The organism is Geobacter sp. SVR, from assembly GCF_016865365.1.
GTDB lineage: Bacteria > Desulfobacterota > Desulfuromonadia > Geobacterales > Pseudopelobacteraceae > Pelotalea.
The window spans coordinates 4,685,609-4,710,773 of record NZ_AP024469.1; the positions used below are offsets into that span (position 1 = coordinate 4,685,609).

Annotated in this window: 29 protein-coding genes; 6 read left to right on the forward strand and 23 right to left on the reverse strand. The window is 59.6% G+C overall.

All coding sequences use genetic code 11. The features are described from left to right. Nucleotides 1-144 precede the first annotated feature (144 nt). From GSVR_RS21800 to pckA, 4 genes are all read left to right on the forward strand, one after another. Nucleotides 145-570: a C-GCAxxG-C-C family protein gene (locus GSVR_RS21800; RefSeq protein ID WP_173197865.1), complete on the forward strand. Its 426-nt coding sequence runs from the start codon at nt 145-147 to the stop codon at nt 568-570. Between the two features lie 59 nt (nt 571-629). Beyond that, on the forward strand, nt 630-1,463 hold the full coding sequence (locus GSVR_RS21805; RefSeq protein WP_173197867.1) for an MBL fold metallo-hydrolase: 834 nt from the start codon (nt 630-632) through the stop codon (nt 1,461-1,463). 412 nt (nt 1,464-1,875) lie between these two features. Next, entirely contained in the window at nt 1,876-3,729 is a 1,854-nt protein-coding gene (locus tag GSVR_RS21810; protein WP_173197869.1) for a phosphoenolpyruvate carboxykinase (GTP), read from the forward strand. A 175-nt stretch (nt 3,730-3,904) separates the two neighbouring features. Continuing rightward, entirely contained in the window at nt 3,905-5,497 is a 1,593-nt protein-coding gene (gene pckA, locus GSVR_RS21815) for a phosphoenolpyruvate carboxykinase (ATP) (protein ID WP_173197870.1), read from the forward strand. 94 nt (nt 5,498-5,591) lie between these two features. Here pckA and GSVR_RS21820 read toward each other — a convergent pair whose 3' ends face one another. The 4 genes from GSVR_RS21820 to GSVR_RS21835 form a co-directional block, all read right to left on the reverse strand. Beyond that, the gene (locus GSVR_RS21820; protein ID WP_173197872.1) at nt 5,592-5,924 is read right to left on the reverse strand and encodes a hydrogenase maturation nickel metallochaperone HypA; all 333 of its coding nucleotides are present in this window, start codon (nt 5,922-5,924) and stop codon (nt 5,592-5,594) included. Between the two features lie 85 nt (nt 5,925-6,009). Then, nucleotides 6,010-6,210, reverse strand: a complete 201-nt coding sequence (locus tag GSVR_RS21825) for a hypothetical protein (RefSeq protein WP_173197874.1) — start codon at nt 6,208-6,210, stop codon at nt 6,010-6,012. A 163-nt stretch (nt 6,211-6,373) separates the two neighbouring features. Then, nucleotides 6,374-6,703: a cytochrome C gene (locus GSVR_RS21830; protein WP_173197876.1), complete on the reverse strand. Its 330-nt coding sequence runs from the start codon at nt 6,701-6,703 to the stop codon at nt 6,374-6,376. Between the two features lie 61 nt (nt 6,704-6,764). Then, entirely contained in the window at nt 6,765-7,538 is a 774-nt protein-coding gene (locus GSVR_RS21835) for a TatD family hydrolase (RefSeq protein ID WP_239077407.1), read from the reverse strand. Nucleotides 7,539-7,606: 68 nt separating this feature from the next. Between GSVR_RS21835 and GSVR_RS21840 the strand changes: the two genes are divergently transcribed. Continuing rightward, nucleotides 7,607-8,686 (forward strand): TIGR04283 family arsenosugar biosynthesis glycosyltransferase, encoded by a 1,080-nt coding sequence (locus tag GSVR_RS21840; RefSeq protein WP_173197880.1) that lies wholly within the window; start codon nt 7,607-7,609, stop codon nt 8,684-8,686. Here the strand turns inward: GSVR_RS21840 and GSVR_RS21845 are convergent. The 19 genes from GSVR_RS21845 to GSVR_RS21935 form a co-directional block, all read right to left on the reverse strand. Beyond that, complete coding sequence (locus GSVR_RS21845; RefSeq protein WP_239077408.1) at nt 8,670-9,869, reverse strand: phosphatidylserine/phosphatidylglycerophosphate/cardiolipin synthase family protein; 1,200 nt, start codon at nt 9,867-9,869, stop codon at nt 8,670-8,672. The two genes, GSVR_RS21840 and GSVR_RS21845, sit on opposite strands and share 17 nt — an antisense overlap. Before the next feature lie 138 nt (nt 9,870-10,007). After that, entirely contained in the window at nt 10,008-10,670 is a 663-nt protein-coding gene (locus GSVR_RS21850) for a fumarylacetoacetate hydrolase family protein (RefSeq protein ID WP_173197883.1), read from the reverse strand. After that, nucleotides 10,667-12,202 (reverse strand): 2,3-bisphosphoglycerate-independent phosphoglycerate mutase, encoded by a 1,536-nt coding sequence (gpmI, locus tag GSVR_RS21855; RefSeq protein ID WP_173197885.1) that lies wholly within the window; start codon nt 12,200-12,202, stop codon nt 10,667-10,669. Before gpmI ends, GSVR_RS21850 begins: the two co-directional genes overlap by 4 nt. Before the next feature lie 103 nt (nt 12,203-12,305). Then, on the reverse strand, nt 12,306-12,764 hold the full coding sequence (locus GSVR_RS21860) for a 23S rRNA (pseudouridine(1915)-N(3))-methyltransferase RlmH (RefSeq protein ID WP_173197887.1): 459 nt from the start codon (nt 12,762-12,764) through the stop codon (nt 12,306-12,308). Nucleotides 12,765-12,790: 26 nt separating this feature from the next. After that, nucleotides 12,791-13,198: a ribosome silencing factor gene (gene rsfS, locus GSVR_RS21865; protein ID WP_173197895.1), complete on the reverse strand. Its 408-nt coding sequence runs from the start codon at nt 13,196-13,198 to the stop codon at nt 12,791-12,793. Beyond that, the gene (gene nadD / locus GSVR_RS21870; RefSeq protein WP_173197897.1) at nt 13,195-13,845 is read right to left on the reverse strand and encodes a nicotinate-nucleotide adenylyltransferase; all 651 of its coding nucleotides are present in this window, start codon (nt 13,843-13,845) and stop codon (nt 13,195-13,197) included. The genes rsfS and nadD overlap by 4 nt, the downstream gene beginning before the upstream one ends. Before the next feature lies 1 nt (nt 13,846). Then, the gene (gene gspN, locus GSVR_RS21875) at nt 13,847-14,689 is read right to left on the reverse strand and encodes a type II secretion system protein GspN (RefSeq protein WP_173197899.1); all 843 of its coding nucleotides are present in this window, start codon (nt 14,687-14,689) and stop codon (nt 13,847-13,849) included. Continuing rightward, nucleotides 14,686-15,234: a general secretion pathway protein GspM gene (locus GSVR_RS21880; RefSeq protein ID WP_173197901.1), complete on the reverse strand. Its 549-nt coding sequence runs from the start codon at nt 15,232-15,234 to the stop codon at nt 14,686-14,688. The genes gspN and GSVR_RS21880 overlap by 4 nt, the downstream gene beginning before the upstream one ends. Further along, complete coding sequence (gene gspL / locus GSVR_RS21885) at nt 15,231-16,544, reverse strand: type II secretion system protein GspL (RefSeq protein WP_173197903.1); 1,314 nt, start codon at nt 16,542-16,544, stop codon at nt 15,231-15,233. Before gspL ends, GSVR_RS21880 begins: the two co-directional genes overlap by 4 nt. 33 nt (nt 16,545-16,577) lie before the next feature. Continuing rightward, nucleotides 16,578-17,504, reverse strand: a complete 927-nt coding sequence (gspK, locus tag GSVR_RS21890; RefSeq protein WP_173197905.1) for a type II secretion system minor pseudopilin GspK — start codon at nt 17,502-17,504, stop codon at nt 16,578-16,580. Next, nucleotides 17,501-18,127 (reverse strand): type II secretion system protein GspJ, encoded by a 627-nt coding sequence (locus GSVR_RS21895; protein ID WP_173197907.1) that lies wholly within the window; start codon nt 18,125-18,127, stop codon nt 17,501-17,503. Before GSVR_RS21895 ends, gspK begins: the two co-directional genes overlap by 4 nt. Further along, nucleotides 18,102-18,452: a prepilin-type N-terminal cleavage/methylation domain-containing protein gene (locus GSVR_RS21900; RefSeq protein WP_239077409.1), complete on the reverse strand. Its 351-nt coding sequence runs from the start codon at nt 18,450-18,452 to the stop codon at nt 18,102-18,104. The genes GSVR_RS21895 and GSVR_RS21900 overlap by 26 nt, the downstream gene beginning before the upstream one ends. Next, the gene (locus tag GSVR_RS21905) at nt 18,449-18,952 is read right to left on the reverse strand and encodes a Tfp pilus assembly protein FimT/FimU (protein WP_173197909.1); all 504 of its coding nucleotides are present in this window, start codon (nt 18,950-18,952) and stop codon (nt 18,449-18,451) included. The genes GSVR_RS21900 and GSVR_RS21905 overlap by 4 nt, the downstream gene beginning before the upstream one ends. An 83-nt stretch (nt 18,953-19,035) precedes the next feature. Then, on the reverse strand, nt 19,036-20,076 hold the full coding sequence (locus GSVR_RS21910; protein WP_203978749.1) for a bifunctional UDP-4-keto-pentose/UDP-xylose synthase: 1,041 nt from the start codon (nt 20,074-20,076) through the stop codon (nt 19,036-19,038). Nucleotides 20,077-20,181: 105 nt separating this feature from the next. Further along, nucleotides 20,182-21,093 (reverse strand): formyltransferase, encoded by a 912-nt coding sequence (locus GSVR_RS21915; RefSeq protein ID WP_203978750.1) that lies wholly within the window; start codon nt 21,091-21,093, stop codon nt 20,182-20,184. Nucleotides 21,094-21,159: 66 nt separating this feature from the next. After that, nucleotides 21,160-22,095 (reverse strand): glycosyltransferase, encoded by a 936-nt coding sequence (locus GSVR_RS21920; RefSeq protein WP_173197911.1) that lies wholly within the window; start codon nt 22,093-22,095, stop codon nt 21,160-21,162. Between the two features lie 14 nt (nt 22,096-22,109). Continuing rightward, nucleotides 22,110-23,273 carry a ribonuclease D gene (locus GSVR_RS21925; RefSeq protein ID WP_239077410.1) on the reverse strand — a complete coding sequence of 388 codons (1,164 nt, stop codon included), beginning with the start codon at nt 23,271-23,273 and terminating at the stop codon, nt 22,110-22,112. A 2-nt stretch (nt 23,274-23,275) separates the two neighbouring features. Beyond that, a complete protein-coding gene (mqnC, locus tag GSVR_RS21930) occupies nt 23,276-24,343 on the reverse strand; it encodes a cyclic dehypoxanthinyl futalosine synthase (protein WP_173197913.1) in 1,068 nt (355 codons plus the stop codon). 15 nt (nt 24,344-24,358) lie between these two features. Next, nucleotides 24,359-24,769 (reverse strand): YbgC/FadM family acyl-CoA thioesterase, encoded by a 411-nt coding sequence (locus GSVR_RS21935; protein WP_173197915.1) that lies wholly within the window; start codon nt 24,767-24,769, stop codon nt 24,359-24,361. 32 nt (nt 24,770-24,801) lie between these two features. Between GSVR_RS21935 and GSVR_RS21940 the strand changes: the two genes are divergently transcribed. Next, nucleotides 24,802-25,002: a hypothetical protein gene (locus GSVR_RS21940; protein ID WP_173197917.1), complete on the forward strand. Its 201-nt coding sequence runs from the start codon at nt 24,802-24,804 to the stop codon at nt 25,000-25,002. The last annotated feature ends 163 nt before the right edge of the window (nt 25,003-25,165 follow it).

Below are 25,165 nucleotides of genomic sequence, written 5' to 3' on the forward strand. Positions count from 1 at the left end.
TACCCTCCTGAGCTGTCAGGAAGGTACCACCCGGAGCCCCGGGATGAATTCAAATCGAAAAAAGAACAATCGTGTCAAAGAACATTAATAATCAGGTGGTTAAGCCAGTACATTCGAAATTAACCGGACAGTAGTGGGGGAATCATGTTTTTCAGGAAAGGGAAACCCGCACCGGAAGATCCTGGACCGGCCGAGCAGTGCCGGACCGAAGCCGAGGCACTGTACAGCTCGGGAAAGTACCATTGCGCCGAAGCCGTCCTGGAGACGGTACGCAGGCGGTTTTCACCGCAGACGCCCGAGACGGTGGTGGGAACCGTTTCCGGCTTCGGCGGGGGGTCAGGCTCTGGCTGCATCTGCGGCGCCATCTCGGGCGGCACCGTGGCGATCGGGCTGGTGTTGCAGAACAAAAAGCAGACCGCCGATATGACCCGTCAATTGCACGACTGGTTCAGGGAGCAGTACGGCGTGACATGCTGCAAGACGATCCGCGCCAACAACGATAAGGGCATCTGCCTGAAACTGACCGGAGAGGTAGCCGGAAAGATAGCGGAAATGCTCTCAACAGTCTGAATACGCCACCCTGCCGCGCCTGACGGAATCGGCCGGCATACCCGCCCCGGAGGGTACCTATGACAACCCGCATCACCATCCTGTGCGACAACGGCGTCGGCTCTCTCTCCGGTACACTCGGGGAGCACGGCTTCTCTGCACTGATCGAGCCGCTGGCCGGGGAGCCGCTCCTGTTCGATACCGGCCAGGGACAGACCCTGTTGCACAACGCACAGCGCATGCACAGGGATTTGACGAAGGTGCGCCGGGTCGTGCTGTCTCATGGGCATTACGACCATATCGGCGGGCTGGCGCCGTTACTGCGGGACGCGGGACCGAAGGAGATCCTTGCCCATCCGGACGTCTTTGTTGCACGTTACCGCCTGAAGGACAACGGCGAGCGCATTCCGATAGGCAGTCCTCTCTCCCGGGGGGAGTACGAAGCACGAGGGGGGACGTTCGTTCTGGATGCCTCCTTTCGCGAAATTGCTCCCGGTGTCTATCTGACAGGCGCGGTGCCGCGCCGGAACGACTTTGAAGCGGGGGATGCCGGAATCTTTTGCGATACGACCCACTGCGCTGCCGATCTGGTGCCCGACGACCAGTCCCTGGTGCTGCGGGGCAGACATGGGCTTGTGCTGTTGCTCGGCTGCTGCCACGCCGGTATCATCAATACCATGGAACATGTGGCCGACTCGCTGGGGGAACGTGACTTCCATGCCGTTGTCGGAGGCATGCATCTCGGCTTTTGCGGCCAACCCCAGATCGAAGCGACCATTCGCTCGCTGAAGAACTTCGGCATCCGGAAAATCGCCGTCAGCCACTGTACCGGGTTTGCGGCTGCAGTCCGGCTGGCCCGGGCACTGCCCGGAGAGGTCCATTCTGCACAGGTGGGTTACACGCTTGAAATCTGAGGTGCACCCCGGCGGTTCATTCGTATCAAACTGCGGACAGGCTGTGCCGGAATGTTACAGAGTGGTGTACCGGCAGCTGATATGCCTGCTCAGGCCGAAATGGACTTCAGGCCGATGTTTTATTCTTGCTAAACATGGCGGACCGAAAGCCGTACGTATGATCGACCGGCCGCTGGTCTGCGACCGTGCATAGCCTGTATATTGGATTAATAATTACCCAAAATTGGATAAAAAATTTTGCAAATGCCGTTTCCTGTGGTATTTAAATTAGGATAAATTTTCAAAACTTTTCCTCCCGCAGAGTACAACTCTTCTACGTTCCAAGAATCCAGTTGCACATATCTGCGTAATACATCTGTAACCCGATTCTTTTCGGTATAGTCACAAAAACGACAAGGGGAAGGAGTGGAGCATGAGTTACGAAGTGCCGAACAATGAGCGACTGTTGAAATGGGTGGAGGAGGTTTCGACTCTGTGCGAGCCGGAAAGGATCCATTGGTGCGACGGTTCACAAGAGGAGTACGATGAACTCTGCAATCTGTTGGTGAAGAGCGGCACGTTCAAGAAACTGAACCCGGAGAAACGCCCCAACAGTTACCTCGCCTGGTCCGATCCCATCGATGTGGCCCGCGTCGAGGACCGTACCTTCATTTGCAGCCTCTCCAAGGATGATGCAGGTCCTACCAACAACTGGATGGCTCCGAAGGAAATGAAGGAGAAACTGAACGGGCTGTTCAAGGGCTGCATGAAGGGACGTACCATGTACGTCATCCCCTTCAGCATGGGACCGCTCGGCTCCCCCATCGCCAAGATCGGCGTGGAAATCTCTGACTCCCCCTATGTAGCCGTCAATATGCGCATCATGACCCGCATGGGTAAACAGGTGCTGGATGTCCTTGGGGACGGCGAATTCATCCCCTGCGTCCACTCGGTCGGTGCGCCGCTTCAGCCGGGCCAGCAGGATGTACCCTGGCCCTGCAACGCCGAAAAGTACATCGTCCACTATCCCGAAGAGCGGGCCATCTGGTCCTTCGGCAGCGGCTACGGCGGCAATGCCCTGCTGGGCAAGAAGTGCCTTGCGCTGCGTATCGCCTCCAAACAGGGGAAAGATGAGGGCTGGCTGGCCGAGCACATGCTCATCCTCGGAGTCGAATCGCCGTCTGGCGAGAAGACCTACGTGGGCGCCGCCTTCCCCAGTGCCTGCGGCAAGACCAACTTCGCCATGCTGATCCCGCCCAAGTCCTTCCAGGAAAAGGGGTGGAAGGTGACCACCATCGGCGACGACATCGCCTGGATCAAGCCGGGCTGCGATGGCCAGGTCTATGCCATCAACCCCGAGTACGGTTATTTCGGCGTTGCTCCCGGCACCAACTACAAGACCAACCCCAACGCCATGATTTCCTGCGAGAAGAACTCCATCTTCACCAACGTGGCCCTGACCGAAGACGGCGACGTCTGGTGGGAAGGCATGGACGGCGAACTGCCCGCCAAGCTGACCGATTGGCAGGGGAACGCATGGACCCCCGGCTGCGGCCGTCCGGCGGCCCATCCCAATGCCCGCTTCACCGCCCCCGCGTCCCAGTGCCCCTGCATTGATCCTGATTGGGAAAACCCCAAAGGGGTGCCGATCAGCGCCTTCATCTTCGGCGGTCGCCGCAAGGATACCGTCCCCCTGGTCTACCAGGCCTTCAACTGGAACTACGGGGTCTATCTCGCCTCCACTCTCGGGTCGGAAACCACCGCCGCCGCTGTGGGCGCCACCGGCAACGTCCGCCGCGACCCGTTCGCCATGCTTCCCTTCTGCGGCTACCACATGGCTGACTACTTCAGCCACTGGCTGCAATTCGGCCGCAACGTTCCCCGTCCGCCGCGCATCTTCAGCGTCAACTGGTTCCGCAAGGATGCCGACGGCAAGTTCATCTGGCCCGGCTACGGCGACAACATGCGGGTACTGAAGTGGATCGTAGAACGGGTTCAGGGGCATGCCGCCGCCGTGGAAAGTCCGCTGGGCTGGATGCCGCGCTACGAGGACATGGACTGGGAAGGGCTGGACATGACCCGGGAGAAGTTCAACGAGCTCATGTCCGTGGATCGTGGCGTATGGCAGAACGAGGTCATTTCGCACGAGGAACTCTTCGTCAAGATGTACGATCGTCTCCCCAAGGAGTTCCTGCACATCCGCGAGCTGATCCTCTCCGCGCTCTGGCGCGCGCCGGAGCATTGGGAACAGATCGGTGAGGTGCACCCCGAGGGGTGGAACGAGTAATCCCTCAAGCGTTGAATCCCCGGAGGGCACCGTCATGGCGGTGCCCTCTTTTTTTCGCCACCGGACCGATCGCAGGTCAGAATACGTCAGCCCTCAATCGACAAGGCACGGTTGGCTGGTATCATATTCATTATCATTTCACGGTCAGAGATTCCCGATCAGGGAGGCCGAAACCATGCGTTTCAACGACGTCACCCGCGGTACCGGGCTCGAAGAGCACGGCATCACCAATGCCAACCTGATCTACTGGACCGCACCGACCGCCGTGCTGTACGAACATATCGTCAAACGCGGCGAAGGGCTGGTAACCCATCTGGGAGCCATTGCCGTCAAGACGGGTCATTACACCGGGCGCGCGGCCAATGAGAAATTCATCGTCGACGAGCCCGGCTCCAGCAACAGCATCGCGTGGGGCACGATCAACAAGCCTTTTTCCCCGGAACAGTTCGATCTCCTCTATAATCGCATGCTGGCGTATATCCACGGCAAAGACCTGTTCGTGCAGGACTGTTTTGCAGGAGCGAACCATGAGCACCGCCTCCCCATCCGCATCATAACCGAAAAGGCCTGGCACTCCCTGTTCGCCCGCAACATGTTCGTTCAGGCCAAGCCGCAGGAGCTGGAGCAGCACCGATTCCAGTTCACCGTCATCGACCTCCCCAATTTTCACGCCATCCCTTCCCAGGATGGCACCCACTCGGAAGCCTTCATCATCATCAATTTCGCCCGGCGGATGGTCATCATCGGAGGTACCAGCTATGCCGGAGAAATCAAAAAATCGATCTTTACGGTACTCAACTACCTGCTGCCGATCAACAGGCAGATCCTCCCGATGCACTGTTCGGCCAATGTTGGGGCGCAGGGCGACACCGCCCTTTTCTTCGGATTGTCCGGTACCGGCAAAACAACCCTTTCAGCCGATCCATCGCGCGCCCTGGTCGGCGACGATGAGCATGGCTGGGATGACAACGGCATCTTCAACTTCGAAGGGGGCTGCTACGCCAAGATCATCCGCTTGTCCAAAGAGGCTGAGCCGGAAATTTACGAAACGACCCGCAAGTTCGGCACGATCCTGGAGAACGTAGCCATCGATACCCATACCCGCCGGGTGAATCTGAATGATGATTCCTTCACCGAAAACACCCGGGCCTCCTATCCCCTGACCCATATTCCCCGCATCATGTGTGGGGGCTGCGCCGGCCACCCCGCCAGCATCGTCATGCTGACCTGCGATGCCTACGGGGTTCTGCCCCCCATTGCGCGGTTGTCAAAAGAGCAGGCCATGTACCACTTCCTGTCCGGTTATACCGCCCGGGTGGCTGGTACCGAAACAGGAATCAGCGAACCCTCAACCACCTTCTCACCCTGTTTCGGCGGTCCCTTCATGCCTTTGCATCCCGCCGTTTACGGCGAGCTGCTCAGAGACAGGATCGCCAGGCACGGAGCAACCTGCTGGCTGATCAACACCGGTTGGACCGGAGGGCCCCACGGCACCGGAAGCCGCATTCCGATCGCCTTTTCGCGTGCACTGGTGAAGTCTGCCCTGGATGGCACCCTCAGCGCCGGCGCCTTCGAAACGGAACCGTTTTTCGGCTTGGAGATTCCGACTGCCTGTCCGGGTGTTCCGCCGGAATTGCTCAATCCCCGCCGCACCTGGAGCGACACGGGAAGCTACGACGAGACTGTGCGGAAACTGGTCGGCATGTTCAAAGCAAACTTCCGGCAGTACGAGCAGCATGTGGAAGCCAGGATAAGCAGCGTCATGTGACCTCCGAACCTTGTCCGTGCCGTAAAACGTAAAAAGAAAAGGCGCAGCCTGATGGCAGCGCCTTTCTTTGTTTGAACCGACCTTCATGGTCCCTTCATTCCACATCGATGGTCCTGACCCGCATCTCCTCGCCCGACAGGACTTGGACTCCGAAGCCGCCACAGGCCTGGCAGGGCTCGAAAAGAGCCGCAAGGGGCGTAATAGCGTGGCACTCCAGGCAACGTCCGCTTCCCGGGACGCGAATGATGTCCAGTCGGGCTCCCTCCAGCAACGTGTCCTTACTGCAGGCTTCGAAGCAAAATTCGACCGCTTCGGGGACCACGCCGCTCAATGCCCCTATCTCGACCTCGAGGGACAGCACCCGCCTACCCGAGGCATGCTGCTCGCAGATCTCGATGATACCCGTTGTAATCGACATTTCATGCATGGATGTCCCCCTGCCGGCGGTTGCGGATACGAAAAAAGCCTGCGGGATTTCCCGCAGGCTTTTTGGAACCAAAAATGGTTCGGAATTACTTCTTCGGAGCTTCCGGAGCCTTCGGAGCTTCAGCAGGAGCTGCGCCGGGCTTAGCGGACATCGGAGCCTGAACGGGCTTCGGAGCCTCAACGGCCGGAGCCGGGGTAGCAACCGGAGCTTCTTCTTTTTTCTTGCAGCCGGCGGTAAAAGCAGCAGCAAGAGCCAGTACGAGTGCCAGAGAAATCAGCTTTTTCATGTTCGTCACCTCTTTTTTTGAATTTCACCATTAAAACGCAAAGCGCATGGTTTTAAAAACAGTATGCTAGTATACTCGCGTTCATTTTGCTGTCAAGCTATTTTTAATTACATGTTTAAGCATTAATCATGACTGCAGCACGCTGACCCCGAAGTCCCCCTTCTTAGTGGTGAAACCGGCCTTTCCGCTCCAGATGAGGCGGTGACGGCGACTTGTGGCATTCGAAACAGCGGAGTTCCTCCACCTTCTTTGTCTCAACCGGAGATTCCTGCCGTCCCATGACCGGCATGTTGTATTCGGGGGTCTGGAAGGCTTGCCTGGTGCGCTCGTCGGCCACCGTGGCAGCTTTATAAGTGACCTGCCAGTTGCTGCTGATCGCCACGGTATGGCACTGATCGCATCCTCCCGGCGGCGGGATGCTTTTCCAGGCGCTAAACATGGTACATCCTTCCAGAACGGCAACGGCAATCACCATCAGCATGGCATACTTCATGATTTCTCTCCAACTCTAGCAGAAGTGTCAGCGGTGTCAAATTAGCATAGGCATTAACTTTTCACAATGCCATCCTGGAGAGAATTCGTCGCGTATTAGCCACGGATGCATGTGCCACCTCTGTTACCAGCGTACCACGAATGTCTGCAACCGCAATCATCACGTCCCGAAGCCAGGCCGGCTGATTCGGCTGTCCCCGAAAGGGGTGAGGCGTCAGATCCGGGGCATCGGTCTCAAGCACCAGACTGTCTGAAGGAATTTCCCGCGCCAGACGCACCGGGCGCACTGCCCGGTCCCACGTCACCGTCCCGGACAATGAGATCGCAAACCCCAGCCGGATGAATTCCCGCGCCATTTCGGGAGATCCGGAAAAGGCATGCATGATCCCCCCCACATGACCGGTCTTTTCCTCCCGAAGAATCTGCAGGGTACGCGAGAACGACCGCCTGCAATGCACCAGCACCGGCAATCCCAAGGCGACCGCCAGGCGCACCTGTTCCCGGAAGGCCTGTTCCTGTATCCGCTCATCAATGCCGTAGGCCGGATCCAGGCCGATCTCCCCTATGGCGATTCCTCTGGCCGACAGCTCGGAAAGACGCATCAACACTGCATCGTTCACTGCCGCCGCATGCATGGGATGGATGCCGAAAGCCGGAAATATCTTCATTCCGGCCCGTTCCGGCGCCAAAGCCGATACCCTGCCCCAATCGCTGGGATGCACCCCGGGCACGACGCATGCGATCACTCCTGCCTGGCACGCGCTCGTCAGCGCCTCATCCAGGTGTGAACGCAGCGGTTCACAATCCAGGTGGCAGTGGGTGTCGATCAAAGACAACCGATCTTCGGCTTGCAAAAGGTTTCGGTTCGGATACACTGGGTGCCATTCTCCCCGGAGCGACCACCATGTCTGTCGAGCATTGCCTCGAACTCTCCATTATCGTACCGGTTCTCAACGAGGCTGGGCGCCTGCCATGCCTGTTCGAAAACCTGAGCCGCCAGACAGGCATCCGATTCGAAGTTATCATCGGCGATGGAGGTTCACGCGATGGAACCTGCGAATCGTTGGAAGCGGCCGGAAAACTGCCCTTTGATCTGCAGCTCGTGCGGTCCACCTCGGGACGGGGACGCCAGATGAATGCTGCTGCCGCCCAGGCACGAAGCGACCTGCTGCTGTTCCTGCATGCCGACTCGCTTTTTCCCGATCCTGCTGCACTCGCCAGGGCAGTCGGAGCCTTCAGAGCCTGCAGTGATGCCGGCACAGCCGTGGCAGGCCGCTTTGCACTCCGTTTCCGCCGCAGCCGGACAGCCCCCTCCCTGGCCTACTTTTTCTATGAGGCAAAGGCTCGCCTGGATTGCTTTGACTGCATCCGCGGAGACCAGGGCTTCATGCTGTCCCGCATGCTATTCCAGCGGCTGGAGGGCTTTGACGAGAGCCTGCCCTTTCTGGAGGATCTCCGCCTGGCAGCCTCAGTTGCGAAACAGGGGGATTGGATGCTGCTGCCGGCCGAGATCAGCACTTCGGCTCGCAGGTTCGAAACCGAAGGTCTGTGGGAACGGCAGGTTCTGAACGCCATCATAGTCAACGCGCACCAGACCGGTTGGAGCGAGTTCTTTACGGCCTTGCCGGGGTTGTACCGCTGCCATGCCGAAACCGGCCGCCTGCTGCTCGTTCCGCTGCTGGACAGTATCCGCACGTTGCTGGCCAGCCATCCTCCACGCTGGCGGAGTAACTTCTGGCTGTCCACCGGCCGGCATGTCGCCGCCAACAGCTGGCAACTGTTTTTCTGGCTGGATGCGCGCCGGGCCTTCCTGTCCGGACTTCAGCCCGCTGAGGTCGCTACCCGCTGGACTCTCTTCTATCGAAAGCGCCTGGCGCGCGCGGTCGGCCTGCTGCCGGTGCAGGTCCTAGCTGCCGCCCTGGTCTGGATCTGGCATCGGTCCATGCTCCTCACCCTGCGCATGCTTCCTAAAGAAACCAGCTGAACAGGTTGACCACCCGTTCCAGTATCCGCGGAACCATGCCCCGCCGCTCATGGTCCTCCAGGATTATCTGCCGCGATCCGCGGATGAACTCGCGGAACAGCCGGCTGATCTGGTGCCCGAACGTCCTGCTGTCGATGACCGCGTTGATCTCGAAATTGCGATGGAAGCTGCGCTGGTCGAGGTTCGCCGACCCGATCACCGTCCGTTCGGCATCGATCAGCATTACTTTGGCGTGCAGGATCTCCCGCTCCATCTCGTAGATCTCGATCCCCTTCCGCAGCAGCGCGCTGTAAAAACTACGCCCCAGCAACCGCACCAGCGGCACGTCGCTGCGAGCCGGCAGGAGCAGTCTCACCCGGACCCCCCGCCGGGAGGCACGCAACAGGGAACGCATGATGCGCGGGCCCGGCACGAAATAAGGGGTGGAAATAAGGATCTCTTTCGAGGCGGTTGCAATGCTGAAGAGAAAGGCGCTGCGGATGTAGGAGCTGCGGAGATGGGGGCCGCCGCTGATGATCGATATGCTGGCCTGGCCGCGGCACCGGATGCTGCCTCTGGCGGCGGGCACGGGGGGCAGCAGCGGCATATGGCCCCGCTCCATGAACCAGGTCTCGCGGAAGATATGAATCAGCTCCGTTACGGCGCTGCCAGCCATGCTGAATCCGACGTCGCTGAAGCGGCGCGGACGCGGTATCACACCGGCGTACTCGTCACCGATGTTGCATCCTCCCAAAAATGCCAGCGAGCCGTCAATTACGGTCATCTTGCGGTGGTCGCGGCGGTCGAACCAGACCACGCCGCGCCGGAAAGATGGCACATTGAACTGCACCAGTTCGATTCCGCGCTGGGCCAGGGATTTGAAAAACGAGGAAGGAGTATCCACGCAGCCGATGTAATCGTAGATCAACAGTACCCGCACACCGCGGCCGACAGCCTCTGCCAGCTCCGCTGCCAGGGCTCTGCCGGTGCGGTCGTCACGGATCAGGTAGTATTCCAGCAGGACAAAATGCTTCGCAGCCCGGATGGCTGCCAGCAGCGCACTGAAAAACTGCTGTCCGTCCGGGAACAGCACCACCCGGTTGCGGCGGTGGGTGACCGGCAGGGTGGCCGGGCGAACACGCTTCAGCAGGGCTATCACCCGCGCCAGCCGCTTTTTCTGCCTGGAATGCCTTGCCTGTGCCATAGCAACCACCGTCGTGGCCCTGCCTGATGCTCCTGGATGTGAAAGGGGCAGAAACGTGACCGCCTGCCCCTGCTGCTTCATTCCGATTACGGAACCGTTACGACAACGATCCTTAATGTACCACGGCCTTGTGCCGCTTCACCCCTGGCGCACTGCGATCGACAGCCGGCCCACCCCCGCGATTTCCGCTTCCATCGTGTCGCCGGACTCCACCCTACCTACGCCGGCCGGGGTGCCGGTGAGGATCACATCGCCCGGTTCCAGCGTAAAGATGCCGGAGACATGGGCAATGATCTGCGGTACGCGGTGGATCATGTCGGCGGAGCTGCCGTCCTGGCGCACGTCGCCATTGACGCGCAGCTTCAAGGACAGGGCATGGGGATCGGGCACCGTGGCCGCCGGCACGAAGGTGGACAGCGGACAGGAGGTATCGAAGCCTTTGGCCGTTTCCCAAGGCAAGCCCTTGGCCTTGAGCTGGTTCTGCACGTCCCTGAGGGTCATGTCAATGGCAACCCCATATCCGGCGACGCACTCCATGGCTTCTGCGGCAGCTACATTACGTGCCCGCTTTCCGATCAGCACCGCCAGTTCGACCTCGTAGTGGCACTCCCGGGAAAAGGCGGGGATCTGCACCGCCTCGCCGTCGTCGATCACCGAGGATGAAGGCTTCATGAACAGCACCGGCGCTGCCGGGGTTTCGTTGCCCAGTTCCCGGGCATGTTCGGCGTAGTTGCGGGCCAGGCATACGATCTTGCCGATCGGGAACTGCTCTCCCGTGGCGGTTATTATTGCAGTCTTCATAGCAAGCTCTCTCCTGTCATTTCCTTGGGCTGCTCCAGCCCGAGCATCTTCAGCATGGTCGGGGCGATGTCAGCCAGCTTGCCCCCTTCCCGCAAAACGGCGCCTTTGCGGTTGTCGTCCATCACCACCAGCCAGACCGGGTTGGAGGTGTGGGCCGTAAAAGGTTCGCCCGCCTCTCCCCGCATCTGTTCGGCATTGCCGTGGTCGGCAGTGATCAGGGCTGCCCCCCCTTTTTCACGTACCTTGGCCAGGATCCGCCCCGCGCAGGCGTCCACCGCCTCAACCGCCTTGATGGCCGCCGGCAGGATACCGGTATGGCCGACCATGTCACAATTGGCGAAGTTCAGCACGATCACGTCGTAGAGATCCTGATCGAGGCGACGAATCAGCTCCTCTGTGACCTGAAAGGCGCTCATTTCCGGTTTCTGATCATAGGTGGCCACCTCCTTGGGGGAGGGTATCAGGCAGCGATCCTCGCCCGGAAAGGGCACTTCACTGCCGCCGTTGAAAAAGAAGGTCACATGGGCGTATTTTTCGGTTTCCGCTATCCTCAGCTGCTTCAATCCCGCCGTGGAGAGCACCCCGCCCAGGATATTGGTCAATTCCTGCTGCCGGAAGGCGATCGGCAATCCGAAGGTGGCATCGTACTCCGTCATGCAGACATAGTCCGCCACGTGCGGATGGCGGCTGCGCGCGAAACCGTCGAACTGCTCCAGCGCCAGGGCCCTGGTAATCTCGCGGGCGCGGTCCGAACGGAAATTGAAAAATATGAAGCCGTCGCCATCCCTGACCGGGCCGACCGCCCCACCTCCGGCCGAGATCACTGAAGGCAGCACGAACTCGTCGGTCACGCCCGCGGCGTAGCTGCCTTTAATCGCTTCGGCAGCCGAGGAATACTGCTGCTCCCCTTCGCCGCTGACAATGGCGTTGTAGGCCTTCTCCACCCGTTCCCATCTGTTGTCGCGATCCATGGCGTAGTAGCGCCCGATCACCGTGGCGATCCGGCCGCAGCCGATCCGGGCGATCTCCGCTTCCAACTGGGCCAGATAGTCGGCCCCGCTTTGGGGGGGTGTATCCCGGCCATCCATCAGGCAGTGGATGAATACTTCGGTGAGTCCTTCACGTTTGGCCAGTTCCAGGAGCGCGTAGAGGTGAGAATTGTGTGAATGCACCCCCCCGTCGGACACCAGACCAGCCAGGTGCAGCCGTCCGCCGCTCGCCTTGGTCCTGGCGATGCAATCCAGGAGCATCGGATTGGTGTAGAAATCACCGTCCTGGATAGACTTGGTGATGCGGGTCAGGTCCTGATAGACGATCCGCCCGGCGCCGATGTTGAGGTGGCCTACCTCGGAATTGCCCATCTGTCCATCGGGGAGGCCCACCGCCATGCCCGAAGCGCTCATCATGACATGGGGATACTCGGCCAGCAGGCGGTCCAGATTGGGGGTATCGGCCTGGGCCACGGCATTGTACTCGGGATTGGGATTGATCCCCCAGCCGTCGAGGATCATCAGCAGGAGCGGTTTTTTCATGGATTTTCCCCTTGCATTGATTGTCGATCAGATACTGCCGCAGAGGCGCAGATTTTTCGATAAGCTCCAGGCCGACGAGATTATGGAAAAGCTGCGCTCTCCATCAGTGATGGTACGGCTCGTTGTTGAGAATAGTACAGGCCCGGTAAATCTGCTCCAGCAGGAAAACCCGCACCATCTGGTGAGTGAAGGTCATCCGGGAAAGTGAAAGCAACCTTCCCCGTCGGCGGAATTCCTCTGAAAAGCCGTAGGCACCGCCAATGGCGAACACCATGTCACCGACCGCCGCATCGCGCTGTTTGCCGATAAAACCGGCCAAGCCGGGGGAGTCGAGCTGATCGCCGCGCTCATCCATGAGCACCAGCGTCGCCCCCGGCGGCACCTGCTTCTCCAGCCGCTCGCACTCACGGCGGCGCATCTCCTCAGCCAGAGCCCCCTTTTCGTCGCGTACCTCGCACAATTCCAGGGGCAGATAACGCCGGATGCGGCCGCCGTAATCGGCAACCGCCTCCTTTACCCACGCCTCGCGGCTTTTGCCTACCCACAGGACACGCAGCTTCATTGCTTATCGGCCCTTACCCTGAAGGATCAAAAGAAGCTGTCCTTGCGTGCCTCGCGGATCGCCTTGGGCAGTTCCACCTCCGACGCGAGCTGCCACAGGCCATCCAGGTCGTAATAGCTGCGGAGCGGATCGTGGAAGATGTGCACCAGCACGTCGCCGTAGTCCATTACGATCCACTTGCCCTCGGCTTCCCCTTCAATGTCATTGACCTTGCCGTACTTCTTGAGTCCGGTGCGGATACTGTCGGCAATGGCCTGGACCTGCCGGTCGGAACTGCCCGAGATGATCACCAGGTAATCGGCAATGGTCGAAACCCTGGTTATATCCAGGGCGCGGATGTCGTAGGCCTTCTTGTCGAAGGCCAGCTCTGCGCATTTCAGGGCCCGTTCCGGGGCGCTCAGGGTCGGTTTTGCTGCTGTTTTATTCACGGTCATTCTTGATAAATCCTTTGCTCCTTGATGTACTCCCCCACCTGGGGAGGGACGAGATAGGTAATGGAACGTCCTGCTGCCGCCAAGCGGCGGATCTCGCTCGATGAGATGGCCAGGGGACAGCCGGTGACGAACTGCACCGATGTTCCGGAGCGATGCTCCAGCAGCCGGGCGGTTTCGCTATAGCTGAGTTCGGCACGGATGGCGGCCGGCAGGCTCGCGGAGGGGTCGCTGACGGGGCATCCCGGACGTTCGACTACGATCAGACTGCAGGATCGGAAGATCTCGGCGAAACGATGCCACAATCCTATCTCCAGAAACGAATCGCTGCCGATGATGAAGAACAGCTGGTCATCGGGGTTTGCCAGACGAAAGGCGGCAATGGTATCGATCGAATAGGATTTCCCGGCACGCTGTCCCTCTATCTCCGAAAGCTCGAAGGCGGGGTTTCCGGCAATTGCGCGCCGCACCATCTCGCAGCGCTGCGTAAAGGGCACCTCGCCGGCCAGCGGTTTATGGGGAGGATCTCCGGCCGGAATGAATATAACCCGGTCCAGCCCGCACATATCACGGGCCTCCTCGGCAATCCGCAAATGGGCAAGGTGCACCGGATTGAAGGTGCCCCCCATCAGGCCGATCCTGGACGACATATCAGAAAATCTCCGGTTTCAACAGTGTACCACGAATCGGAACCCGGTATACGCCGGGTGAAACCTGGAACTTGGCCAGCAGCAGGAAGGTCAGTTTCTGTCGTTCCAAAAACTCGGGCTTGGGCATGATCTCCAGGACCAGATCCAAGGGGGCGTTGGCAGTCTTGGCTCCGCCGGGCAGATTCCCGGAAAGCCGCATGTAGATCCCCTCCCCTTGGAGCGTGAAGCTTTCCAGGCGGACCTGGCTGTCCGTAATCCGGACCATGCCCTGGCTGCGCAGGTTCGACGCGTCCGGGAGCGGGAAGGCACCCATCTTTACCCCGGCGTAGGCCAACTGCTTCACTTCCAGCTTCAGCTCCCCGTTCAGCCCCTTCGCTGACCGGGTAACCTCCCCTTCGCTCCAGAAATTGCCGCTGGCAGTCGCTCCCAGCACTGTTTTGAAAATGGGTATATCCGTCAGATTGATGCCGTCCGTATGCAGTGCGAAGGCTTCCCGTCCGGTAACTCCGTAGAACAGGTCCAACTGCCCTTTTCCGATGTCCGCTGCGGCACGGACACCCACCCTGCCCATCAGCAGGGGCAGCAGTTGCAGCCGCACCCGCAGCCGGTCGAAGTGCGCGACTCCTCCCTGTTCGGAGGAAAGCAGCGCATCATTCCATCTCAGGCCGGGCAGAAGGGTCTTGTGGGCCCCGGGAGCCAATGAAAGCCCCTGTTCCGCCAACACCTGAGCGATGAGCGCATCGATCCGGCTGGTGGGAATGAACAGGTAGGTCAGAACGACGAACAGGAATGCCCCACCGGCGCCGAGCGCTATAGTGCGCAGCAACCGTTGTCCTTTTGTCATTTGGCAGATCCGGGGGCCGGCTTGAGCAGGGCTACGGTCATGGATAGGTCGAAACGGGAGGGATCATCGAAGCGCACCCGCAGGTTGCTCTTCTTGAGCAGCAGCGGCCGTCCCCCCTTCTCCAGGCGATAGATCAGGTTGATGGCCTCATTGGCGGTCAGGCCTTCGATACTCACGTCAGCGGCATCCTCCTGGATGTTCCCGCGCCGCTCTCCCTTGACCGGGGCAATCTTGACCCCTTTGCCCCTGATGCCGATCTCTTCGATCACTTTGGCCGGCGAATCTTCGGGACGTACCGCCGCCAGACGGCCTGCCATGGTGTCGGACGACAGCTTGGCCGAACGATAGGCTACCCGCAGCGGCATCAATTCCTTCAGTACCGCCTCCCGGGCCTTGCGCTTGCGCTCCAGTTGCGCATTCTTTCCGGCCAGGGCCGACCATCCCAGCACGACCGCCAGCACGGCTATCAGTGCGCAGCCGGCCCACAGCCGCATCCGGCTGTCCAGGTTGCGCCAGAAATCGAGGACCCGATCGAAGAACCTCATTGCTTCACCTCCTTCACGGTTCCGCTCAGACTGAAGCTGACCGTACCGTCGGGGCGCCCTTTGACCTCGCCCAGTTCCACGGTCGCCATGATAGGGGCCAGGGCCGCCTTGAACTCGTTGGCCGCCTGGGCCGAGCGGGCATCCCCCTTGACCCGCAGGGTGCGACCGTCCAGTTCGGCCTCATAGAGGCCGGTAATACCGGCCCCTTTGGCTTCGGCTATCGGTTTGAGCACATCCAGGAAGCTGGCCGACATGTCGCCGCCGGCCATTTTTTTGATCTCACTTTTGATTTCGGCCACCTCGTCCACCGCCTTGGTCCGATTGGGGAAAACATCGCGGTAGATGCCCGAAATGGAGGTGTTCAGCGAATCCAGGTCAGTGCGCAACGCCCGGTACTGCAGCCACTGGGACACGAACAGCAAGCCCGCCAGCAGAGAGGCCAGCACGGCGGTTACGATCATCCTTTTCCGCAGCCGCACATCTCCGGCGGTCCAGGCCAGGTCACCCCGCCGGAAGTCGGCCAGCCCCCCCTGCATGGCGGCTCTGACCACGGCAAAGGCGCCTGCCACCTGCTGGAACGTTTCATCGGTCCTGAGCTGCACCGCCAGATCATCCGGCAGTTCCAGCCGTTGCACCGCCAGCGGCAGCTCTTCCACCGCCGCAAGGGCTTCGGCCTGCTCGCCGAATACAAACAAGCGCGGCGGCAGCACCATCTCTGACAGTTCCAGCGCCGTCAGGGTGGCCCGTAATTCCTGAAGGGAATCGCTGCCGCTGAAAGCGCGCATGAAGGCCACGTTGCCTCCGGCGATCACCGCCAGGGCACGTCCGTCGGTTACGGCGCAATCGGCGGTAATACCGGGCAAATGCCCCCAGGCCAACGGCTGTGTGGTGACGTATTGCGGGTCAATGCCCGCTTCATTGAAGATGGCAATTTCCCGGGCGATATCGCTGCGCCGGGCCCACACGGCCATGAACCGGCCGTCGACCGACGGCAGTGCTTCAAAGACCGCCTCTTCGGCCGGCAGGGCGATCTCCCCCTGCATATGGACCGGCAACACTTCGCGCACCTTGCGCAGATCGGTGAGCGGCAGTTCCACGGTGCGCAGGGCAAACAGCGTCGGCGGCAGGCACAGCACCACATGCACGCCGGCGGAAACCCCTTCGGCAATCCGGCGGGCCACCGCCGGCAGGTCCTGTTCGTGCCCCAGCTCAAACGCCGCCGCACCGGCCATGGTGGCCGCCCGTCCGGAGACCCGGAAGCGGACTGCGGTCACCCGCTGCTCCTCGACCTGGATTATCAGATAGTCCATAATGCTCCTGTCTGCCTCCGTGTTATCAGCCTGCTAATACTCTTGCCACGATAAAATTTTATTACTACCTACGTCGACCACAGCCTCCACCGTTCGGGCCGTTTCCTTGACCCGTGCTACGGAAATGATTCTGAAAATAGTGCCCGCAAACCCCAAATACGCCTGTTTACCCATAAGTGCCCCGCTTCCAGAGACCCTTGAATTTACGTCACCAATGTTTTCGAACGGCTTCAAACGGCGTTGTTCATCGACCTTACTTGCCACGCTGTCATCTATGGAATCGTCCAAAGCCACGATGACCTCTTTGGGGGCAGTATTGATATTTATCTTTGATATGGCCCCTTTTAAGCCATACACAGTCACAAAAGGTCGCAGGGCTATCAAATACTGCGGCAGGAAGCCTTTGACCAGCGACAGTTCTGTAAAAGTGGTGAGAGGTTGGTTGGCAGCGCGGTAGGGGGGCTTCTGGGTTAAATAATAGGTATCCTCAGCTCCCCCGGCCCTCGTTTCGCCATTAGTGTCAATCCAGTCGGCCAAAGCGCCCCAATTGTCCTCCGGCACCTGTAACCGTTTGCCCAGCCGTTTGAGCTGAGCTAATCTGGTTTGCTCAAAGTTTCCGTCTGCGGTTATTACATCATTCAAATTGATCTTGCCGCTCTCTTCCGTCACCGCGATTTCGATCGAACCGATCTCGTCTTCCAGCTTTATCGGCTGGTTCCAATCGGTCAGCGAAGTATAGTTCGGATGGATTGCCAGGGCGGTCTGCACCAGCTTGATGCCCCCCTCGATACCCGATTCGGCCAGAATCGAGGCCTGCTGCCCGTCACGGAAGGCCCGGGTAAGCGAGGTATCCACATAGACCTGATGGACCAGCTCCACTGCCACCGCCACCATCAGGGCAGTCACCACCAGGGTCAGGACCAGGGCGAAGCCCCTTCTACCGCAGATCAGCCCCTTCATTGCGTCACCCGGGGAGTGGCGTATACCGAAAATTCGACCGGCTTGCCGGCCTCCTCAACCTGAATGGTGATGCGCACCTGCCTCGGCAGGGAGTTGTTCAGGGAGGTGGCGGTGTCCCAGCTTCTAACCCACTTGGAACCGTCATAGCATTCCACCAGAAAGGCGCTGATGGTTTCCATCTGCGGATACACCGGCACCGTGTCCGGTTTGAGCAGCACATCCTGCTCCCTGCGCGTTAAAATCCAGTGTTTGTTCTGTTCAAGCAAGCGGTACTGCACATTGATCACGCCCGATTCCTTGCGTCCCGCCGCGGGGGGAGCGAAGCTGGTCAGCTCCAGCGTCGAGGCCGGTTTGCCGAAGTTGTCCCGGTCCTCCACCACGAACCGCCAGCGCTTTTGCGTGTCGGTGCGATCAAACTTGGCCGATGAGATTTCGCGGCGCAGCAGATCGAGTGTCGCACCCAGTTCACGGCGTGTCTCCATGCTCTCGGTGGCGCTGTCCCGCGCCCTGAGAACCGTGAAATAACTGGCGTAGAGCGCTCCCGCCAACAGCCCCAGCAGCACGATGGCTATCAGCACCTCCAGGAGCGTGAAGCCCCTATTTCGGGACGATGTAGCGCTCAAGCACCACCTCCCGTTTGTCGCTGGTCCGTTGGACTCGCAGCACCAGTTTCTGCAGGGCGGGGAGCTGGGTCGGCTGCAGCTCGGACTGCCACGTCAATTCAGGATGCTGCGGGGCCAGGGTCCCCTCGCCCTTCTGCTGAAGTGGTTCCTGCAACAGCTCGGTGAGCTTGGCGCGCGCCAGGATGGAGAGCGCGGTTTCGTCCTTTTCACGGGCCACGATGGTCAGGTGATAATTGACCGAACTCAGCACCGTCAGGATGACCCCCGCCATGACCGCCAGGGCCACCATCACCTCCAGCAGGGTAAAACCGTGTGCGGTCTTCACAGCGGCTCCTCCTGGTATCCCTGGTACACCTTGACTTTTCCTCCGGCGGGAAAGGCCATGACGGTCCAGAAACTGTCGTTGGCAGCGCGCAGGTGAATGATGATGAAATCCCTCAAGCCTCCCATGCCGATGTCGAGCCTGAACTGGCCGTCGGTGACCTTGCCCAGGCGCGGCACGACCACATCTGCCACCTGGATGCCTTTCTCGATCGGCCGTTTCTGCAGCAACGGGTCTTCCGGCTCCTTCTCGCTCCCGTCGGCAGCAGCCTCGGAAATTCTGAGCGTATCGGTACCCGGCTCAAAATTGAGATAATAGGTTGTCCTGTTGGTGGCGGCGCGGTCCTGCATGTAGCGCAGGGTGGCGGCAAGCGTGCGGGCCGAGTTCTTCAGGTCCTCGCTCTCCGTGGAAGGGAGACGCGGTATTACCAGCATCATCACCAGGGAGATCAGCGCCAGTACCACGACCAGCTCGATCAGCGTGAAACCGCGACGACTGAGCACTTAAAGAACACCTGCCTTCGAGTTTTTCACCACGATATTGTCGCTCACTGTTTTCCCGCGTTTCTGAAGCAGCGCTCCTCGATTCAGAGGAATTCCGACAGTTTTTCCCGCTCATCCACCAGATAGAACTCCAAGGTCTTGCGCAGGGCATCCTCGATGGTGGTCACCGGCTCCCATCCCAGGCTCTCCTTGGCGCGCCGCACCGACGGCACGCGGGTCAGCATGTCCTGATAGCCCTTGCCGTAGAAGCTGTCCGAGGTGACCTCCTCGATCACGCACTTTTCGGCCTTCTCGCGGTAAAGCGGGAACTCGGCCACCATGTCGCGCAGCTTATGGGCCAGTTCCTTGACCGACAGGTCGTTGGAGGGATTGCCGATGTTGAAGATTTTACCGTCGGCGCAGCCGTTCTCGTTGGCGATGATCCGCATCAGGCAGTCAATGCCGTCCTCGATGTAGGTAAAGGAGCGGCGCTGGTTGCCGCCATCCACCAACTGGATCGGCTCACCGGCCAGGATGTTGTAGAGAAACTGCGTCAGGACCCGGGAGCTCCCCTCTTTGGCTGTGTGGATGCTGTCCAGTTTGGGCCCGATCCAGTTGAAGGGGCGGAACAGGGTGAATTTCAGCCCCTCATGCATGCCGTAGGCATAGATCACGCGGTCCAGCATCTGCTTGGCGCAGGAGTAGATCCAGCGCTCCTTGGCGATCGGCCCCAGCATCAGCGGAGAGTTGTCCTCGTCGAATTCCCGGTCCGGCGACATGCCGTAGACCTCGGAGGTGGACGGGAAGATCACCCGTTTCTTGTACTTGTGGCACAGACGGATGATCTTGAGGTTTTCCTCGAAGTCCAGCTCGAAAACCCTGAGCGGATCCCTGACATAGGTCACCGGCGTGGCGATGGCCACCAGCGGCAACACCACGTCGCACTTCTTGATATTATACTCGATCCATTCCTTATTGATGGTGATATCCCCTTCCAGGAAATGGAAACGGGCATCGCCCAAAGAGCGCTCCAGCTTGTCACACGCCATGTCCAGACCGAACACTTCCCAGTCGGTGGTGGTGAGGATACGGTGAGTGAGAGCATTGCCGATGAAGCCGTTGACGCCCAGTATGAGTACTTTCATTACATCTCCTTTGTTTGTGCGGATCCGAAGACGGGCCCTCTGCGTTCTGCCGCGGTCCGTGGGACATGCAGCGCCGCTGTGCCGCCCATTCCTCCGATCCGCCGATTAATCGAAATGCGCGGTATTTGCCAGCTCTATTCTGTTCCCTGCCAGTTCCTCTTCCCCCTCGACCTGAAGGGAACGCAGCTCCAGCAACCCTTTTCCGGTGCCGACCACCAGCGGATCAAGCGACATGATACATCCCGGCTCACCATTCCCCTCCATTGGCCGGGCGGACCAGACGGTAACTTTTCTGCCGTCGAGATGGGCAAAGGCCCCCGGATAGGGATGGGTTACGCCACGGACCAGATTGTAGATCTCAACGGCGCTTCTGCTCCAATCGATACGGCCATCCGCCGGTTTGCGGCCGCCGAAGTAACTGCCGGCAGAAAGATCCATCGGCACTCTGGCAGCCTTCTCCTCGCGCAGAAGCGGCCAGGAACGGGAAAGCACCTCCACAGCCGCATCGGTGACCTTGTGAAAGACATCCTGGGCCGTGTCGGTGAACAGTATCGGCACCCTTTCCTGGTCCACGATTTCGCCGGCATCGGGCTTCTCCACCATGTAGTGCAGGGTGGCGCCCGTTTCGGTCTCGCCGTTGATCACCGCCCAATTGACCGGCACCCGGCCACGGTATTTCGGCAGATAGGACCCGTGCAGGTTGAGCGCCCCTTTGCGGGGTATCTCCAGCACCTCGGGCTTGATCATGGAGCGGTAATAGAACGAAAACAGGAAATCGGGAGCGAGCTCCCGGACCCGCTCCACGTTCTCCGGCGCATTGATCTCGGAGGTCAGGCAGGGTATGCCGTGACGTCCGGCCAGTTCACGTACCGACTCGAACCAGATCTGTTCTCCGGCCGAATCCTCGTGGCTGAAGATCAGCGCTATCTCCGCACCCTGGCGCAGAAGTTCGGTAATGCAGCGATAGCCTACGTTGTGATAGGCGCAGACTATTATTTTATCAGATGTTGTGGCCATGATGTGCCTGCTGTGCCAATTCCTTTTATTGTCGGGATTGCGAGTGCGAAGCACTTCGCCCCACCGTTATCCTTCGAAACCGTATGTTTTCCTGACCACGAAGCGCGGGCGCTTGCGCACCTCCTGGTAGATCCGGCCCACGTATTCGCCAACGATTCCGATCCCCATGATAATGATGCCGATGAAGAAGAACAGGATCGCAAACAGCGTAAAAACCCCTTCCACCTCGGCGCCGACTATGAAACGCCGGATCAGCAGGAACAGGCCGAAGGCCAGAGCGAGCACCGACGTAAGGATGCCGAACAGTGCGAACAGTTGCAGCGGCACCACCGAGAACCCAGTCATCAGATCGAAATTCAACCGGACCAGCCGGTAGAGTGAATACTTGCTTTCGCCGGCGGCCCGCTCGGCATGGGCAACCTCGATTTCGGAAGGGTTGGAAGCGAAGGTCTGTGCCAGGGCCGGAATAAAGGTGGTCGACTCGCCGCAGCGGTTGATGTTCTCGATGACATCGCGGCTGTAGGCCCGTAGCATGCAGCCGTAATCGTTCATCTGCATGCCGGTCATCTTGTTAGTGGTGATGTTGACGATCCGCGAGGCGACCCTGCGGAAAGCGGTGTCCTGACGCTTCTGGCGGATGGTGCCGACCACGTCGTGCCCACTCTCGATGGCAGCCACCAAGCGGGGAATCTCTTCCGGGGGATTCTGCAGATCAGCGTCCAGGGTGATCACGATCTGGCCGCTGGACATCTCGAAGGCGGCCAGGATGGCCATATGCTGGCCGAAGTTGCCGTTGAATTCTATGACCCGGACACCGGGATACCGCTGCACCATCGTGCGCAGGATATCCAGCGAGCGGTCGCGGGAGCCGTCATTGGTAAAGATGATCTCGAAGCTTCGTCCGGTGCTCCTGGCAGCCGGATAAAGCCGCTCCATCAAAGGCTCCAGATTGGACTCCTCGTTGTACACCGGTACCACGATGCTCAGGTAGGGATATTCCATGTACTGCTCCTGTTCTATTCCGGCACCGGTTCCGCTGAGGCCAGTTCCGCCAGCAGCTCCTTGCCGAATAACCCTTTTTGCCACTCCCGCATGCCGGCGATGCCTTCAAAGTCCTCCCCGCAGGCCGGATTGGCCTCGGCAATCGACTCCAGCAGCCAGTTGGGAGCCACGACGCCAGGTTCCAGCTCCAGCAGACGGCTCTTTTCCTGACGCCAGGACTTGAGGCGTTTGAGACGCTCTTTGCTGCTCTCGCTGGGTTCCTCGCGCCGCTGCCGCGGAAAGCGGGGCAGATCCTGCTCGGGCAGTGCCAGGGCAGCCGAAACCGCCGCCAGAATTCTCTCCCCGTAACGGTGAACCTGTCCGGAGGTCATTCCTTTGATTGCAGCCAGGTCGCCGAAGGTGCGGGGTCTTTTATCGGCGATTTCCTGAAGCGTTTCTGCCGAGATCACCTTGAAAGGGGGACGGTCGAGCTCCCGGGCCTGACTGTCGCGCATCTGCAGCAGGGCCTCCAGGATGGCCAGGCCGCGCCCTTTGAATTTGCCGGCTCCTTTGCTGGACAGAAAAAGAGGTCCTTCCTTTTCGGTGACCCGCGCCCCACATACCAGCCGGCACTCCTCTTCCTGCCAGGAGAGGCGTCCTTTTTCCACCAGTTCCGCACGCAGCTGGTCGTACAACGGAAGCAGATCAGCCGTGTCAGCAGTGGCATAGGCACACATCTCAGGGCTGAGCGGCCGCTTGCTCCAATCGGCCTTCTGGTATTTTTTGTTCAGCTCGATTCCAAAACGGGCCTTCAGCAGGGCGGCCAGGCCGAATTCCGTAATACCCAGAAAACGGGAGGCGATCATCGTGTCGAACAGATTGCCGACCTCGATGCCAAAATCCCGGTGCAGTGACCTGATGTCGTAATCGGCACCATGCATTACCGTCAGGATGTCCGGATTGCTCAAGGGTACGGCCAGCGGCGACAGATCTTTCAGCGCCAGCGGATCGATTAGCCAGCTTTCGGTACGGGTGGATATCTGAATCAGGCAAACCTTTTCACGGTAATGGTGAAGCGAGTCCATCTCCAGATCCACAGCTACTTCTGTTCCGCGGCTAATGATTGCCGCCACTTCGGCCAGCCTCTCCGGCCGGATTATCATCTCACACGTGCCGCTTTGCGGCGTTGATAAGGTCAAACCTAAAACTCCCTGAGTATCTGGTATGTAGTTGTGCGTTGGGCAGCCCGAAAACCGGCCTGTTGAATCAGGGAGATCATCTCTTCCCGGGACATGCGGAAGCTGCACCCGGCGGCGGCCACGACATTCTCTTCCAGCATGGTCCCGCCGAGGTCGTTGGCACCGAAAAATAGTGCTACCTGGGCCATCTTGTCCCCCTGTGTGACCCAGCTGGCCTGGATATTGGCAACATTATCCAGCACGATGCGGGATAGCGCCAGTACCTTGAGATACTCGACTCCGGTGGCGGTGACGCCCCCCAATTCGGTATTTCCCGGCTGATAGGTCCAGGGAATGAAAGCGGTGAACGATCCGCCGGCGTCCTGCAGCTCCCGGATCCGGAACAGGTGCTCGACGATATCCTGGGGACGTTCGCTGCTGCCGAACATCATGGTAGCGGTGGTCGGCATGCCGAGCCCGGCCGCCTTGAGCATCACCTCGCCCCACTTTCGCCAGCCGATCTTGTTGGGGGAGATACTACCGCGCACCTCATCCACCAGGATCTCGGCACCCCCTCCGGGGACGGAATCCAGGCCCGCCTTCTTGAGGCGCACCAGCGTCTCGTCCAGCGACAGTTCCGAAGCAGTGGCAATGCAGGTAATCTCGGCCGGCGAAAGAGAATGGTTCTGGATGCCGGGAAACGATCTCTTTATCTCCCGGAACATCTCTTCGAAGAAACCGATCTTGAGGGCGGGATTAAGGCCCCCCTGCATCAGCAGCTGGGTTCCCCCCTGGTCGACCAGTTCGGCGATCTTGGTGAGAATCGTATCCTGTGACAGTACATAGGCGTCATCTGCGGACTGATCGCGATAAAAGGCGCAGAACGAACACTTGGACTCGCAGATATTGGTGTAATTGACGTTGCGGTCCACGACGAACGACACCAGATTCTCAGGATGAAGCCGGCTCCGTATCCGATCCGCGGCCCTGCCCAGGGAGAGCAACTCGCCGGCGAGCAGAAGGGCCAGCGCCTCCTCCCGGCCAATGCGCTCACCCCCCTCGACGGCATCAAGTATTTTCCGTTCTTGCATGAATGTCTTTCCGCGTTAGACCGGCCCGCCGGCTGCAGTCAATTCTTGATCCAGTACCTGGCGGACCTCTTCGGGTATGCGCTTGGCACGCAGGTTCTCTCCAATGCAGGCCAGGGTGATCAGGGAATCGACCAGGAGCCTGCCATCAAGCTTGCGCAGGATCTGCTGACAAAGCGTGAAAGAGCTTTTACCGCATCGAACCGGTCGGGTCACCACCACCAGGAGATCATCGTGCCGAGCCGGCGCTTTCAGGTCTATTTCCATTCTGATGACCGGAAACACCTGCCCTTTTGCAGCCAGCTCCGACACCGAGAGTCCTCGCTCACGAAGATATTCGGTACGCGCGCGCTCGAAAAACCGCAGGTAGTTGGCATGGTAGACAATCCCTGCTGCATCGGTATCTTCATAGTAAACGCGAATATCCATTCAACCCCGCTTTGATCATGTCCGGAGACGTAATGGCAGTCTTCTCCACGCTGTTAAAACAAATGTCTCGGCCCTGCCATCAATCCGGCAGCATCCCGTATGTCCCGATAGGAGGCTTGATGCGGCTTGAACGAACGGATCTGGTTTCATGGGTAGCACAGGCGGAGAAACGAACAGCGATGGCCGGCATGCAGAAGCATCCCTTTCATGGCATCTCCCCCGCCGGAAACTGAAGTGTATCCTAGCCACTTTAGTGCAGAACGGGCTCATCTGCAACTTCAATTTGAGAAAAATAGGGGCTTTTAGGACAAACAGCGCCTCAGCGCTTCAAATTTGCCTCAAAACAGCATAAGGGAACAAAACCATACCGGACTATAACCAAGAAGCCGAAAACAG